Source organism: Lysinibacillus sp. OL1 (genome assembly GCF_004332175.1).
Lineage (GTDB): Bacteria > Bacillota > Bacilli > Bacillales_A > Planococcaceae > Lysinibacillus > Lysinibacillus capsici.
This window is the reverse complement of record NZ_SJDS01000013.1, coordinates 14,992-31,541: the sequence shown is the minus strand read 5'-3', so window position 1 is coordinate 31,541 and position 16,550 is coordinate 14,992. Positions and strand designations below refer to the sequence as shown.

Here is a 16,550-nt window from a genome sequence, read left to right as displayed (position 1 = left end):
GTCTGTCATTGCATTCAAAATTTGCAAATGATATGGTGGTACATGAGGTGAAAATTATGGAAAATTTTGATATTGCTATTATTGGGGCGGGACCAGGTGGCTATGTGGCTGCCATACATGCCGCCAAGAATGGCAAAAAAGTAGCACTCATCGAACGAGATAAATTGGGAGGAGCCTGCTATAATGTTGGCTGCATCCCATCAAAGATTTTATTGGAGCATAGTAAACTTGTGCAGGAAATAAAAAGAGGGAATAGCTGGGGAATAGAAGTGCCTAAAGTGAAAATTAATTTTCCTCGACTAATGCAACGGAAAGATACAATTATTCATGAACTACTAACAAACATTGAGCAATACATTATCGATAATCATATAACTTTATATCGTGGTGAAGCTTCAATCGTAAAGGACTTAACGATAACTATCGGGAATGAGACGATAATGGCATCAGATATAATTTTAGCGACAGGTAGTAAACCCTTTGTTCCACGATTCGAAGGGTTAGAGACATCCACCTACTATACGACGGACACATTTTTTGAGATAGACAAGCTTCCAGCCCAGCTAACAATCATTGGCGGGGGCGTAATTGCCATTGAAATGGCGTTTAGTTTAGCACCACTTGGTACAAAGGTAACAGTGCTTAATCATAGCGAGGATATTTTACAAACGGAAGAGGCGGATGCAAGACCGCTGATTCGAGAAAAGATGAAGAAACTTGGTATTGAACTTGTGACAGATTTTCAATTTGAAAAATTTGAAGGTAATATCATTCATACATCTAAAGGATCTTATACATATGAAAACCTTTTATTTGCTACTGGACGTCGTCCCAATATAGAAATTGCTGAGCAACTAGGATTAGCTTTTGATGGTCGATTAATCGCTGTTAATGAGCATTTTGAAACAAGCCTGCCGAATATTTATGCGATAGGTGACTTAGTGGGTGGTTATCAACTTGCACATTCTGCCAGTGCTGAAGGAATTTACGTTGTCGATTATATTGTAGGAAATCAACCAATACCAATTGATCAAACAAGCATTCCACGTTGTGTTTATACAAACCCTGAAATTGCTACATTTGGTTTACTAGAAGAGCAAGTCAAGGCACCGTACATTGTAACCAAAATGCCACTACAAACAAACCCAAAGGCATTAATGGAGGGGAATACGGAAGGCTTTGTGAAGCTAATTTCATCGAAGGATAATGGGGAAATTTTAGGGGCTTGCGTAGTAGCTGATGGTGCAACAGAAATGCTTAATGCCCTATTAGCAACAAAAAATGCTGGTGGTACAGCTCGATCACTTGCGCATATGATTTTTCCACATCCTACTGTATCAGAGCATATTGGAGATGTAGCTAAAGCTGTGTTTGGGAAAGCAATACACCAATAAAAAGCTGTTGACATTCTAGAAATTCATGATAAATTAATTTTATAAGAATACTAGGAATTTTAAGTTAACTAGACATCTAGAGGCTTCTATTTTACAAATTGATGTTTCATCAATTTGTAGAGTAGGGGCCTTTTTTATAATATTGATAAAAGGAGTGGGCAAGATGACAAAAGCAGTCATTATTAATGGAAGTAATTCGAAAAATTCTAGAGTTACCGCCATTCATGAAAAGGTGGAGAATCATTTCATTGCACAAGGAGTAGAGGTTCACTCAAATTATATACATGAGCTCCCAGCTACAGATTTAGTAACAGCGAATTTTTCTAGTAAGCAAATACAGTCTGAAAATGAGCATGTTAAGGAAGCAGATTTTATAGTTATCCTTACACCAATTTATAAAGCATCCTATACAGGGATTTTGAAGACTTACTTGGATCTACTGCCGCAAAAAGCCTTGCTCGAAAAGGCTATACTCCCCATTGCTGTAGGCGGTTCGATCAGTCATTTGTTAGCATTGGAATATGCATTAAAGCCAGTGTTAGCTATATTAGGAGCCACATCCATTACTAATTCTGTTTACATTGTAGATAAACAAATTATACGTTTGGAAGAGGGCGGCTTTGCGATTGAAGAAGAGGCCATCAGTAGACTTAAAGCACAATTAGATCAGTTGCAACAAGTATGCATTGTTAATTAGAATAAATGAAAACGCATTATAGGGGCATCCTATAATGCGTTATTTTTTAATTTCCTTCTGGAATTTCTTCATTCTCCACAGGTATTGTAGAGAGATATAAGAAAGCCTCATCTTGCAATAGCAATATTTTTTCTTCACAAATTCCATGCGATAATGGTCCAGAAAAAATGGACTCCCACCATGTTCCTGTTGTTGTTGTCATTCATCTACGCCCCCGTTTCGGTTTTAATATGTAGTTGTATATTTCCCGAGATGAAAAAACTAAAACATTTCATTTCACATATTGCTATTTCACCCCCTCGATGTAGAAAGAGGATTTTTGCCTCTCGATGTTGTATCGTATAGACAAAGATAGTTTGTTTCAAAATGAAAAAACTATGTATGCCATTTTAAAAAAGGGGTGCTTTATTGATGAATTTTACGTCACAAGATGTGGAAAATATGATTACAGAGCAACGTCAATTTTATTTTTCCCGTGCTACAAAAAGTGTGAAATTTAGAAAAGAGCAATTAAAGAAATTAAAAACATCAATTTTAAAATATGAGAAGGAAATATTGAATGCGCTTTACGTAGACCTTCGTAAAAGTGAATTTGAAGCGTATGCAACAGAAATTGGCATTGTATTAGATAGTATTTCATATATGGTAAAACATGTAGAAGAATGGATGGAACCAGAAGCAGTCAAAACACCGATACAATATCAAATGGGCAAGAGCTTTATTGTTCGTGAGCCCTATGGCGTAACATTAATTATCGGGCCATTTAATTATCCATTCCAACTTGTAATGGAGCCACTAATTGGTGCTATAGTTGGAGGAAACACAGCAATCGTCAAACCATCAGAAACCTCTGTACACACAGCAGCCATTGTGAAAAAAATCATTGAGGAAACATTCCCGTCTTCATATGTAAGTGTTGTGGAAGGTGAAAAGGAAGAGGTTACGGCTCTTATTCATGCTTCTTTCGATTATATCTTTTTTACAGGTAGTGTAGCCGTTGGTAAAGTAGTAGCAAAAGCTGCTGCAGAACGTTTGACACCAGTTGCTTTAGAGCTTGGTGGCAAAAGTCCAGCAATTGTCGATCAAACAGCAAATCTAGAGGTAGCGGCAAAGCGGATTGTATGGGGTAAATTTACTAATACTGGACAGACATGTGTGGCCCCTGATTATCTGCTTGTACACAAAGATGTTTATGATCGTTTTATGAAAATATTAAAAGAAACAATCCGTTCATTTTATGGCAAAAATCCTTTAAAAAGCCCTGATTATGGACGTATCGTCAATTTAAAACAATTTGATCGTTTACAGCAAATAATTGTGGAAGAACGTGATGCCATTACATATGGTGGACGAATAGATCGGGATGATTTATATATTGAACCTACAATCGTTGAATATGTAAAATGGACAAGTCCATCCATGCAGGAAGAACTATTTGGTCCTATCTTACCTGTTATGATGTATAATGATTTGCCACTTGCTATTCATCAAATCCGGCAATTACCGAAGCCTTTAGCGGCATATTTCTTCTCAGAACATGAAAAAGCCATGCAATACTTTTTAGAAGAATTACCATTTGGTGGGGGATGTATTAACGACACTATCACACATGTTGGGAATTTACATTTACCATTTGGTGGTGTAGGTCCATCAGGTGTGAAAGCATACCATGGCAAAGCAAGCTTTGAAAACTTTACTCATCCGAAATCTATCTTGAAAAAATCTTCCAAGCTGGAGACAAATGTGCTATTCCCGCCATATAAACAGAAAGTGAAAATTGTGCGCTCAATTATGAAATAGCTTAGCAATGGAGGTATCAGAAGATACCTCCATTGTAACTATAAGCTTAAGATGCATAGACAATTGTTCTCTAAATAACCCTTTCTCGTTATGTCGAAAAATGCCGATTGGTGATTATAATTAAAAATTTAAAGAAAACATGATTTTTTCTTCAAAATGAAAGCGTTTTCGTTGAAAAAATACAAGAGAGGCATTTTATTTATTATGAAATAAGTAGTAAAATAAGTTCAATAGAACGTGGGGGATTTCATATTGTCGTTTTTTGTCGATTATTAAAAATGATGACATGAGTGTAGAGATTGATTGGAGGACTATGAAATGTATGCAGAGGAATTGTTAAGCGCATTACCTTTGAAAAAAATAATTGGCGTGCTGCCTGATCAGGTTAGCGATATCGTAGTAGATTCAAGAAGTGTGCAACCAAATAGCATGTTTGTTTGTATCAAAGGTTATACAGTAGATGGGCATGATTATGCACAAAAGGCTGTAGATGGTGGCGCAACAATTGTTGTGACGGAGCGAGAATTACCGCTAGGAGAGACGATTGCACAAGTCATTGTGAAAGATACAGATCGTGCAGTAGGTTTACTAGCTGCGAAGTTCTTTGATTATCCTTCTAAGGACATAACAATGATTGGTGTAACAGGAACGAATGGTAAAACATCCGTAACAGGAATTATTCAAAATATCATGCATGGTATGGGCGAGAAATCAGCTTTAACCGGCACAATTGGCTTTAATTTAAATGGAATTTTATATGAATCAGCTAATACAACGAGTGATGCGTTATCGACACAACAAATGATTTTCCGTGCAAAAATGGAAGGCTGTCGATTAATGACAATGGAAGTTTCATCACACGGGTTAGCACTTGGACGTTTAGCAGGTGTTGATTATGATATCGCTATTTTTACGAATCTAACGCACGATCATCTTGATTTCCATGGTACGATGGAGGAATATGGGCATGCAAAAGGTTTATTATTTTCCCAACTTGGACAAGATTTAGAAAAAAATAAATTTGTTGTATTGAATGCTGACGATGCTTGGGCAGAGCGATATGCTGCAATGACACCATTTCCAGTGTGGACATATGGTTTAAAAAATGAAAATGCTGATTTCCGCGCCATTAACTGTGAATATCACGACTATATGACATCATTTGATGTGGAAATGCCTGAAGGAATTTATCGTGTAAAAATGAATCTGCTTGGGGAATTTAATATTTATAATGTATTGGCAGCCATGATTGCGTTTTATGGTAGGGGCTATTCAATGGAGTCCATTATTGAACAAATTGAGCAACTACCGCCAGTCAAGGGTCGTATGGAGAAAGTATGTTCAGATCTACCTGTGCAAATTTTTATTGATTATGCCCATACTCCAGATGCAATTGAAAAGGCAATTGAAGCAGCGCAACCTTATAAAAAGGGCAAGTTGATTTTCTTAGTTGGAACAGGTGGCAATCGTGATAAATCGAAGCGTCCTGCCATGGCTGAAAAAGCGTCTGCTGCGGAATATGTCATTTTAACGACAGATGATCCACGCTATGAAGACTACGATAGTATTACAGGCGATCTTGCTAAAGGTATGCTTCATGATAATTATGCTTGTATTGGAGATCGTGCAGAGGCAGTGCGCCATGCGATTGAAATTGCTGAACCGGGTGACATGATTATTTTTGCTGGTAAAGGCCATGAGGATTATCAAATTATCGAAAATACCAAATTTCCACATAGTGATGCAGAAATTGCGATAGAAGCAGGCCGATTAAAATTCGTATGATGAAAGCTAAATTCTTAGGAAACCCTTTTAGTTGTAACTAAAGGGTTTTCTTTTTTGAGATTTCATGTAAAAAGGTTGTACGAAAGGCAAGTCTTCTTTTATTATTATTAAGTATGAAAAAAGGAGAATGACGAGATGAATTCAAATTTAGAACAAGATATACTATCGCGTCGTACTTTTGCCATTATCAGTCACCCTGATGCTGGGAAAACGACGATTACAGAAAAGCTTTTACTTTTTGGTGGTGCCATTCGAGATGCAGGTACAGTAAAAGGGAAAAAAACAGGTAAATTTGCAACATCAGACTGGATGGAGATCGAAAAACAACGTGGGATTTCGGTTACTTCATCTGTCATGCAATTCGATTATAACGGCTCTCGTGTGAATATTTTGGATACCCCTGGTCACCAAGATTTCTCGGAAGACACATATCGTACATTGATGGCTGTAGATAGTGCCGTCATGGTAGTGGATGCTGCGAAAGGGATCGAGGCACAGACTTTAAAGCTATTTAAGGTTTGTAAAATGCGTGGTATACCTATTTTTACATTTATTAATAAGTTAGACCGTCAAGGGAAAGAGCCGCTTGAATTGATCGAAGAGCTTGAAGAGGTATTAGGTATCAATGCATATCCTATGAACTGGCCAATCGGGATGGGTAAAGAATTCCTTGGTATTTATGATCGTTACAATAAACGCATTGAACAATTCCGTACAGATGAAGCGGAGCGTTTCTTACCAATAGACGACAATGGGGAGCTTGCTGTAGAGCATCCAATGAAGGTGACTTCTTATTATTCACAGGCAATGGACGATATTTTACTTTTAGATGAAGCGGGAAATGCATATTCTGAGGAAAAAATTCGTCGTGGGGAATTAACACCTGTATTCTTTGGTTCAGCATTAACGAACTTTGGTGTTCAAACTTTCCTGGAAACCTATTTACAATTCGCACCGACGCCACAGCCAAGAATTACTGAAGATGAGCAGTTTATTGATCCTGTGGAGCATGATGAGTTTTCAGGTTTTATTTTCAAGATTCAGGCCAATATGAATCCAGCACACCGTGATCGTATTGCCTTTGTACGTATTGTTTCTGGTAAATTTGAACGTGGAATGAATATGACGTTATCTCGTACAGGAAAGTCATTTAAAGTCACACAATCTACACAGTTCCTTGCAGACGATCGTGAGACAGTAGATGAAGCAGTTGCTGGTGATATTATTGGTTTGTACGATACAGGAACATACCAAATTGGAGACACTGTTGTAGGTGGCAAGAAAACATTCCAATTTGAAAAATTACCACAGTTTACACCAGAATTATTCGTCCGTGTCACGGCGAAGAACGTTATGAAATCAAAGCAATTCCATAAAGGGATTTTACAATTAGTGCAAGAGGGTGCTATTCAATACTATAAAACGCTGCATACAGAGGAAGTTATACTTGGAGCAGTTGGTCAATTACAATTTGAAGTATTTGAACATCGTATGAAAAATGAATACAATGTGGAAGTAAAAATGGAGCCAATTGGTTCGAAAATCGCACGCTGGATTGAAAATGAAGAGGATGTCAAAGAATCAATGTCATCAGGTCGATCAATGCTTGTAAAAGACCGTTTTGACAATCTTGTTTTCCTATTTGAAAATGAGTTCGCTATGCGTTGGTTTGCAGATAAAAACGAAAACATTAAACTTTATAGCCTTTTATAATTATAAAACACGAATCGACAATTTTGCGATTCGTGTTTTTTTGCAAGGAAAAATGACACTGTTTGTAGAATATATACATTATTAGGAAATATAAGTTTCCTTAGAGATAGTATCTCAATAACGGGAGCTTATTTATAAAATAATCTCCTTTTCGGCTATCATAGAAAGGAAGAGGTAGAAAAGGAGTTTGTTTATATGAATATTAGTCATTTTTCTATTAAAAGACCTGTCTTTACGATTGTTACTATGCTTTTTGTCATCATACTAGGCGGTGTATCTTTATTAAAAATACCGATTACGTTAATTCCAGAGTTAAATCCACCTATTGGAGTGGTTGTCACCTCTTATCCTGGGGCAAGCCCGACGGAGGTAAATGAAAAGATAACGAAGCCATTAGAGGCTACACTTGCCACCTTACCTGGTATCAAAAAAATCCAGTCAACCTCCCAGGAAGGCTCCAATTTAATTGTGCTTGAGTTCAACTGGTCCACAAATATGGATGTTGTCCAACTTGATATTTTACAGCGAATTGATATGACCCCATTGCCTAATGATGCTGGCAAGCCTAGTTTCCTAAAATTTGATCCGTCTCAATTTCCTATTATTCAGCTGTCTTTACGTGCGGAAAATAATCAAGTAGATGTACGTGTATTAGCAGAGCACTTAGAGAAGGAACTGCTACGGACAGAGGGTGTTGCCAGTGTGAATGTTTCTGGCAAATTGATTGATGAAATCCAAATAGAATTGGATGAAGCAAAGCTAGTTGAAAAAGGCTTGACTCAGACAGACGTGATGCAAATAGTTCAAGCGAATAATGTGTCTCTTCCTGGTGAGCCTGTTTCAACAGATGATGGCAAAATGCTAACAACACGTATAGTTAGCACATTATCTTCTCCGGAAAGCATTGCCAATTTAATTGTTTCGGTGGACCCTTTAACGGGCAAATCATTAACCATTGGTGATCTTGCAACCGTTGAGAGGACAGAACAACAATCTATTACCACAACACGAGCAAATGAGCATCCAGCTGTTCTTATGTCTGTATTACAGGAATCTGGTGCAAATACGGCAGAGGTTTCTAAGGATTTCCAGAAGGCCTTAGAGACATTACTAAAGAAAGATCAGTATAAAGGTATCACAGCAGATATTTTAATTGATCAAGGTAATTATGTGGATTTAGCGATTAGTAATATTGGCTCTTCCTTACTTTTAGGTGGATTATTTGCGATGTTCATCCTATTTGTTTTTTTACGTAGTGTAAAGAGTCCGATCATTATTGGTATTGCGATTCCTTACTCCGTTATTGTCACATTTGTTTTGATGTTTTTTGCGGATTTTTCCCTCAATATTATGACATTAGGTGCTCTGGCACTTGGAATTGGTATGCTTGTGGATAATGCCATAGTCGTTATTGAGAATATAGAAAGACATCTAGGACTAGAAAAAGACCCGATAACTGCAGCAAAGGAAGGAACAAAGGAAGTAGCCCTTGCCATTACAGCTTCCACTTTAACCACAATAGCAGTATTCATTCCTGTTATGTTCATCGAAGGATTGATTGGTCAAATATTTACAGAGTTTGCCTTAACAATCTCATTCAGCTTAATTGCATCTTTAGTAGTTGCGCTTACAGTCGTTCCGATGCTAGCAAGTCGACTTTTAAAAATGAAAAACAATAATTTTTATGTACAACGCAGTAAATCACGTTTTTATAGGCATTACAAGGCGTCAATTGTATGGGTACTAAAGCATCGAATGCTTATACTGTTTTTTACAGTGGTTTGCTTTAGTCTTTCTTTGTTTGGACTGACTAGAATAGGTACTGAATTTTTACCGCCTACAGATGAGGGGTTCACCTCTATAAGTGTCAATCTTGAAAAAGGTGTCGCTGTATCAGAAACAGAAAAGATTGTTAAGCAAATTGAGGAACGTTTAAAGCAGGAAAAGGATGTAGATGTGTATGTTAGTTTAATTGGCGGTACACAACAATCCCAAGCACGTGGACAAACTAGCGCCAACCAAGCTGAGATATATGTAAAGCTTGTCCCATTAGCAGAAAGGCAACGTTCCATTTTTAAATTTGTAGAAGAGCTAGAACAAGATATACAGGGAGAGCTTGAAGAGCAAGCTGAAATTACATTTAATGTATCGACAGCTACAGGATCGTCACCACACACCTTAACATTCCGTTTAACAGATTCCGATGAACAGAGGCTACAGCAAACTGTTAAGAAAGTGCAGCAGGAACTACTAGCGATTCAGCAAGTGACAAATGTCTCTACGGATTTAGATAATACTGTTCAAGAGATTCAAATTGAGGTTAATCGTGAAAAAGCAAAAGACTATGGTTTTGCTCCAGCACAAATCGCTCAAACTGTAAATCAAATGACAAAAGGTCAATTAACGTCCCAATTGATTACTGATGACGGCGCAGTATTACCCGTTTATACAGGTTTTGGGCAGTCATTTAATACGAGTATAGATGCTTTAAAAGCCATGCAGCTGCGTTCGCCAGCAGGATTATTTGTAAAATTAGAGGAAGTGGCTACTGTTTCTATACAAGAGGGGCCGGTATCCATTCGTCGTTCTGATCAAGCAGCAGCATTGGCCTTTTTTGTAGATTATGAAACAAAGGAATCGTTGGGAGGAATCTCTGCAAAAGTAGATAAAGCATTAGAACAAGTTAATTTACCATCTACTACTCAAGTTGTGTTCAGTGGGGACAGAGAGCTCTATGATAGTGCAATTGATGATATGTTACTAGCTGTGATGCTAGCCATCGTGCTTGTATATATTGTGATGGCAGCTCAATTTGAGTCATTTAAATATCCGTTTGTTATCATGTTTACTGTTCCATTAATGATCATTGGTGTGGCGATAGCTATGTTCCTAACAAATACTTTAATTGGTGTAACCTCAGTTATCGGTATCCTAGTACTAGTAGGAATAGTCGTAAATAACGGTATTGTGCTGGTAGATTATATTAATCAGCAAAAGGCAATGGGCATGCCAGCTTATGAGGCAATTTTACTTGCTACCCAAGATCGGCTTCGTCCAATTTTAATGACAGCCTTAACAACTATTTTAGGGCTTTTACCACTCGCACTGGGCATTGGAGAAGGGACCGAGATGAATCAGCCAATGGGGATTGCTGTTATCGGAGGGCTTGTGACCTCTACTTTACTGACGCTGTATATTGTACCGATCATTTACAGTTTAATGGATAAAGAAACAAGAAAGTTGCACTAGGTTCAAGGGGGAATGGGAGATGAAGGTTCATTTTTTTACAGGTTTTCCTGGTTTCATTTCAAGTCAACTAATACGAGCATTACTTCAAAAGAAACAAGCACAACAAGTCATTGCAATCGTATTGGCAGGTGAAACCATAAAGGCATATAAAGAAAAAAATAAAATATTAGAGGATTTTCCTGACTGTTCGATTCGCATTGTGGAAGGCGATATTACACTACCAAACCTTGGATTAGAAAATCAAATCCTTAAAGAAATTGTACCGCAAATTGAAGTGTTTTGGCATTTAGCTGCAATCTATGATTTAGCTGTACCACGTGATATTGCCTGGAAGGTAAATGTTCATGGTACAACAATGGTAAATGATTTTGTTCGCACCTTACCAAATTTACAGCGCTATATGTATTTCAGCACTGCCTATGTGGCTGGTACACGTGAGGGCGTACTGCGTGAAAATGAATTAATTCGACCAAGAGCATTTAAAAACCACTATGAGGAAACAAAATATGAGGCTGAGCACCGAGTAGAAGATTTAAAATCGGAAATACCATTGACAATAATTAGACCTGGAATTGTTCGTGGCCATTCCCAAACTGGTGAAACCATTAAATTTGATGGTCCTTATTTCTTCTTAAACTTAGTTGAACGTTTAAAGGGTTTACCTTTTATTCCGTACATTGGTCAAACTTCATCGACAATTAATGTAGTGCCAGTTGATTATATTATAAATGCTTCTACTTTTCTGGTTAGTGAACAGAGTGCAGAAGGGAAGACACTTCATTTAACTGATCCTAATCCTCACCCTGTACAGGAGGTATACCGTACAATGGTGAAACTAGTTACAAATTCTTATCCAAAAGGACGTTTACCATTTACATTGGCTAAGCTTTCATTGCAGATTCCATTTATTCGAAAAAAATTAGGTGTCGAACAAGAAACATTAGATTATTTAACATGGAATGCCTCATTTGATACGACTGAAGCACATCATATCTTACAAAAAGGTGGTATTACATGCCCTGATTTTTTACAGACGATGCCAAAAATGATTGAGTTTTATTTAGCACATAAGGAAGAGAAGAGCTATCAAATTCAGATTAAGTAACGAAAAAAACATATAGATATTTTTGTCAGTTGTAAATGATAGTGCTATAATATTTGAAAGAAGATACCTTCGACAATTTGTCAAAGGGGAGTAGCTAACAGGTAATTACTTTCCCTGGTTTCACATTCGTCAAGACATGGTACAACCATCGGGTGTGATAGTGAATGGCTCTATACGTATGACGTGTAGATTGAAGTACCATAAATAGAAAGGGTACGAATTTACTTAGCGAGACCTTTGCCTGAATTAGGGCAGGGGTTTTTTTCTTTTATACTTGAATGACAGGGTCATTGAGGGTATAGAGAGCTTAGAGGAGGCACTAGAATGGAAGCGATTTTATTACAATATGGCTGGGTGTTAATTGTCCTTGTTGTATTAGAGGGATTACTAGCAGCTGATAACGCGGTAGTAATGGCTGTTATGGTGAAGCATTTACCACAAGAGCAGCAAAAAAAGGCATTATTTTATGGACTATTTGGAGCATTGATATTCCGATTCTCCGCATTATTTGTTATTACAGTTTTAGTAAATTATTGGCAAATACAAGCGGTCGGTGCAGCTTATCTATTATTTATGTCTGCGAAAAATATATATGATTTACGAAAACATAAAGATGAAGAAGAAGCAGCAACCGAAAATGGTGGAAAAAAGGGTTCTGGTTTCTGGTTAACAGTACTAAAGGTAGAGGCGGCCGATATAGCATTTGCTATTGATTCGATGCTAGCAGCCGTTGCAATTGCCGTCACTTTGCCACACTTAGGTGAATTTGATATTGGTGGCATCAATGGCGGTCAGTTCATTGTGATGCTCCTTGGCGGATTTATTGGTGTCATTATGATGCGGTTTGCGGCCCAATGGTTTGTAAAAATATTAAATGATTACCCCTCACTTGAAACAGCGGCATTTCTAATTGTTGGCTGGGTAGGTGTGAAGCTAGTTGTCTTAACATTAGCACATGAGAAGGTGGGAATATTGCCTAAAGAATTTCCACATTCCACGGCATGGGAGTTAACATTCTGGATTGTCCTAATAGGTATTGCTTTTGTCGGCTATTTAGTCGGTGTAAGAAAGAAAAAATAAGTAGATGAACGTTGGAGGAATAGTGACCACTATTCCTCTTTCTTTTTTTATGTATTTTTTCTATACTATAATTTATCTAGTTGGGCATCATATGTGGGGGGAGTTGTTAAAGTGCCTTGGAAAAAATCATCAAATAAACTAGTAACACCATTTCAGGTACTTGTTTCTTATTATTTTATAGCGATAGCGATTTCCTTCCTGTTACTACGGCTTCCAGGCGTTCATCAAGAAGGTGTAAAAGTCTCTTTTTTAGATAGCTTGTTTACGGCAGTGAGTGCAGTAAGTGTTACTGGGTTAACAACGATTAATATTTCGGAAACCTATACTACCTTTGGGCTTGTAATGATTCTTGTTATTTTACAGTTAGGAGCCATTGGTATTATGTCACTTGGTACCTTTGTGTGGTTGCTTGTTGGGAAAAAAATAGGCATGCGTGAGCGCCAGTTAATCATGATTGATCATAACCAGTACAGTGTCTCGGGTGTTGTTAAATTAATCCGAGAAATTTTAAAAATTTTATTTGGCATTGAATTAACGGGTACCATTATTTTAACGCTACATTTTACCAATTATTTTGATACTTTAGAAGAAGCCTTTTTACATGGAATTTTTGCCTCTATTTCTGCTACGACAAATGGTGGATTCGATATAACGGGAATGAGCTTACTCCCATTCCATGATGATTATTTTGTACAGATGGTTACCATGGTACTCATTGTATTAGGTGCTATTGGATTTCCGGTGTTAATTGAATTGAAAACTTTTTTGCTTAATCGACGCGAGAATTTCCGTTTTAGTTTATTTACTAAAATCACTACTTCAACATACGCTATTTTATTCATAGTTGGTGCGCTTGTCATTTTACTACTTGAATCATTCCATTCTTTTAAGGAAATGTCTTGGCATGAGGCATTATTTTCAGCAATGTTCCATTCCGTATCAACGAGATCAGCTGGACTGACTACTTACGATGTCACGACTTTTAGTGAAGCTACAGATATATTCATGAGCTTCCTGATGTTCATTGGCTCTTCCCCAAGCTCAGTTGGTGGAGGTATTCGTACCACAACTTTTGCCTTGGCCATTTTATTCTTAATTACCTTTGCTAGAGGTAGAGAGGATATTCAAGTATTTGGACGAGAAATTCATTTGATTGATGTCTTCCGATCATTTGTTGTAATTTTATTAGCCTTTTTCATGGTATTAGTTGCAACCCTTATCTTGCTTATAACAGAGCCACAAGCATCTCTTATTCAAATTATTTTTGAAATTACTTCAGCGTTCGGTACATGTGGTATGTCATTAGGCATAACATCTGATTTATCAGTGGTTGGTAAAATCATTATCATTATTTTAATGTTTATTGGTCGAGTTGGATTAATATCATTCCTTTATACTCTTGGGGGTGGCGGAAGAGGAAAGAAATCAGGCTTCCACTATCCGAAGGAACGAGTAATAATAGGGTAACACATAGAAAACGTTGATTTATAAGGGTTTGTAGAGGGGGGATTATTTATTTGCCCCCTTTTTGCCCCTTTGTATTCAATTTTCAAGATAATCTTCGAATTTTTTGAGGGCATTTCTTTCGTGTTCAGGAGTTACATGCAAATAAGTGTTTGCAGTTATATCTATATTTTTGTGACCTAGTCTTGTACTAACAGTTTTTATATCTACGCCAGATTCCAACATCATAACTGCATGAGTATGTCTTAATAAGTGTGTAGACTTTCTGGGAGGTAACTTTGCATATCTAAGTAAATTTTTCATCATATCTTGTGGTTTTGTTTGATAAAACTTTTTACCGTTATCATCAACAAATACAAAATCTGATTTTTGATAATTTGTTTTTGACAATTCATTTTCTTCTTGCCATGCTTTATATGCAAGTAACTCGTTAATCAATATATCGTCAATACCAATTGTTCTGTAGCTTGATTTTGATTTAGGAGGCCCCAAACCAGTTCTAGTGCGTTGACGATCAACTGTAAGTGTTTTATTCTCAAAGTCGATATCTGACCAAAGTAAACCTAGTAATTCTCCACTACGTAAACCAGTACGAAGTAAGGTAATAACCATAACGCGCTTAAATATATCTTCATTCTCAAGTACCGCTAATAATTGTTTTACTTCATTTTTGTTCAGAAATACCATTTTTTCTTCTTCTTCATCTTTGGAAATCTGAATACCTCTCAATAAATTCTTCTCTAATTCATCATGTTCTACTGCACTGTTCATTATAGACATCATTTCACCATGAATTCGATCAACAGTATTTTTTGCATAATTAAAGTGGAATAATAAATCATTAATAAACAACTGATATTCAGCTCTTTTAATTTTATTTAATTTGTATCCTTTGAACTTATTGAGTAACTTTCTTTGTCCATTCATTGCTGAAATGTTACTGGATTCTCTTCGATGTTGGTTATGCATTTTATTGTGTATTTCCAACCAATCCTCAAAAAGTATTTCGCCTTTCCTTAATTGTTCTACACCGCCCTTTACTAATTTTTCTTCTATTAAAACAGCAGCAGCGCGGGCTTCAGTTTTAGTTCTAAAGCCGCCTTTTGATATTTCTTTTTGTTTACCAGCATCATTATATTTAATTCGGTACTCCCAATGATTGCCTCGCTTTCGGAAGTAAGCCATAATATCACTCCTTAACGGTAGTCTAAAAAATTAGTGATAGGTTCATAATTTTCTGGGAAATGGTTATTAAGATAATGATCTAATCTTTTTTCTGCAAAATCATACTCTACATTAAAAAGTAAACAGATTTTTATAATAGCAAGCTCCTTATTTTTAGGCAGTTTAACTTGTTTTAACATAAAAGTTGGCACACAAAAGTGAAACGCAAAACTATTTGCTTTCCATTCTTGATACTCTCTAAAAAGATGATTAGATTTCGCTTGATTACCTGAATGGAGATTTGCATGACATGACTCATGACCAAACTCCTGCCATTGTTCTTCTTTAGATAATCGTGAGTCTAAAAAAATTACACTACCTGTATTAGTAGAATCATAGGGTAAATAAATTAAAGTAATCCCAAGTAACGGAGCAATAATCCTAGGGTCTAATTGTTTTGGGTTAGTAATACCAATACTTGTATAAAGGTTATAAATGTAATCTTCTAAATGTGAATAAACGAAATTCATAACATCCCTCATTTTACAAACATATGTTCTTTTGATATTAACAAAAAAATTCACCACTGGAAAGGCGAATTTTTAAATGTTTGGAAAGTCTACATAAGAATGTAAATCACTTTTTGTTTTCTTGTTGTCTTTTCAATACCTCGTAGAAAACCTCGAATTGTTCTAATGCATCTAATAAGTTTTCTGGTTGATTTTTAAAGAACAAATCTTCTCTCGATAAAAAGAAATCAATAACTTCTTTTTGATATGCACTTAGGTTGTTGTAATCATCGTCAGATATTCCAGCTAATTTATAATCTACTGGTCTAGGATTATCAGTAACTCCTAATAAATAATCAGTTGTTACATCAAAGTAATTTGCAATTTTTTGTAGTAATTCTAGTCCGGGCTCTCTTTTACCAGTCTCATACTTAGATAATGCAGAATATGTAATATCTAATGAATTAGCTAGATGTTCACGAGAAATATTTTCGCTCTCTCTCAATTTTTTTAATCTTTCATGAAACATAAGAGCTCTCCTTTTAATTTGATATATTGAATTTTACACTTATTGTCCAATGAATAATCTA

General features: G+C 36.5%; 13 protein-coding genes. 9 read left to right on the top strand and 4 right to left on the bottom strand.

The window, feature by feature from the left end; all coding sequences use genetic code 11:
- Window positions 1–56: 56 nt before the first annotated feature.
- Together lpdA and ssuE are read left to right on the top strand one after the other, a co-directional pair.
- Complete coding sequence (gene lpdA / locus EW028_RS19760; RefSeq protein WP_131522048.1) at window positions 57–1,394, top strand: dihydrolipoyl dehydrogenase; 1,338 nt, start codon at window positions 57–59, stop codon at window positions 1,392–1,394.
- 163 nt (window positions 1,395–1,557) lie between these two features.
- A complete protein-coding gene (gene ssuE, locus EW028_RS19755; RefSeq protein WP_131522047.1) occupies window positions 1,558–2,091 on the top strand; it encodes an NADPH-dependent FMN reductase in 534 nt (177 codons plus the stop codon).
- Between the two features lie 46 nt (window positions 2,092–2,137).
- Here the strand turns inward: ssuE and EW028_RS25380 are convergent, their stop codons facing one another.
- Complete coding sequence (locus EW028_RS25380) at window positions 2,138–2,293, bottom strand: hypothetical protein (RefSeq protein WP_193767414.1); 156 nt, start codon at window positions 2,291–2,293, stop codon at window positions 2,138–2,140.
- Window positions 2,294–2,502: 209 nt separating this feature from the next.
- Between EW028_RS25380 and EW028_RS19750 the strand changes: the two genes are divergently transcribed.
- From EW028_RS19750 to EW028_RS19720, 7 genes are all read left to right on the top strand, one after another.
- The gene (locus EW028_RS19750; RefSeq protein ID WP_131522046.1) at window positions 2,503–3,891 is read left to right on the top strand and encodes an aldehyde dehydrogenase; all 1,389 of its coding nucleotides are present in this window, start codon (window positions 2,503–2,505) and stop codon (window positions 3,889–3,891) included.
- A 318-nt stretch (window positions 3,892–4,209) separates the two neighbouring features.
- Window positions 4,210–5,676, top strand: a complete 1,467-nt coding sequence (locus EW028_RS19745; RefSeq protein ID WP_131522045.1) for a UDP-N-acetylmuramoyl-L-alanyl-D-glutamate--2,6-diaminopimelate ligase — start codon at window positions 4,210–4,212, stop codon at window positions 5,674–5,676.
- Between the two features lie 135 nt (window positions 5,677–5,811).
- A complete protein-coding gene (locus EW028_RS19740; RefSeq protein ID WP_048392002.1) occupies window positions 5,812–7,389 on the top strand; it encodes a peptide chain release factor 3 in 1,578 nt (525 codons plus the stop codon).
- 195 nt (window positions 7,390–7,584) lie between these two features.
- Complete coding sequence (locus EW028_RS19735) at window positions 7,585–10,638, top strand: efflux RND transporter permease subunit (protein WP_131522044.1); 3,054 nt, start codon at window positions 7,585–7,587, stop codon at window positions 10,636–10,638.
- A 19-nt stretch (window positions 10,639–10,657) separates the two neighbouring features.
- Window positions 10,658–11,743 carry an SDR family oxidoreductase gene (locus EW028_RS19730; RefSeq protein ID WP_131522043.1) on the top strand — a complete coding sequence of 362 codons (1,086 nt, stop codon included), beginning with the start codon at window positions 10,658–10,660 and terminating at the stop codon, window positions 11,741–11,743.
- A 324-nt stretch (window positions 11,744–12,067) separates the two neighbouring features.
- A complete protein-coding gene (locus EW028_RS19725; protein ID WP_048391999.1) occupies window positions 12,068–12,823 on the top strand; it encodes a TerC family protein in 756 nt (251 codons plus the stop codon).
- 111 nt (window positions 12,824–12,934) lie between these two features.
- Window positions 12,935–14,290: a TrkH family potassium uptake protein gene (locus tag EW028_RS19720; protein ID WP_036075771.1), complete on the top strand. Its 1,356-nt coding sequence runs from the start codon at window positions 12,935–12,937 to the stop codon at window positions 14,288–14,290.
- Between the two features lie 75 nt (window positions 14,291–14,365).
- Here the strand turns inward: EW028_RS19720 and EW028_RS19715 are convergent, their stop codons facing one another.
- From EW028_RS19715 to EW028_RS19705, 3 genes are all read right to left on the bottom strand, one after another.
- Entirely contained in the window at window positions 14,366–15,472 is a 1,107-nt protein-coding gene (locus EW028_RS19715; RefSeq protein WP_131522042.1) for a site-specific integrase, read from the bottom strand.
- An 11-nt stretch (window positions 15,473–15,483) separates the two neighbouring features.
- Window positions 15,484–15,981: an ImmA/IrrE family metallo-endopeptidase gene (locus EW028_RS19710; RefSeq protein ID WP_131522041.1), complete on the bottom strand. Its 498-nt coding sequence runs from the start codon at window positions 15,979–15,981 to the stop codon at window positions 15,484–15,486.
- A 106-nt stretch (window positions 15,982–16,087) separates the two neighbouring features.
- Window positions 16,088–16,489 carry a helix-turn-helix domain-containing protein gene (locus EW028_RS19705; RefSeq protein ID WP_131522040.1) on the bottom strand — a complete coding sequence of 134 codons (402 nt, stop codon included), beginning with the start codon at window positions 16,487–16,489 and terminating at the stop codon, window positions 16,088–16,090.
- Window positions 16,490–16,550: the final 61 nt, after the last annotated feature.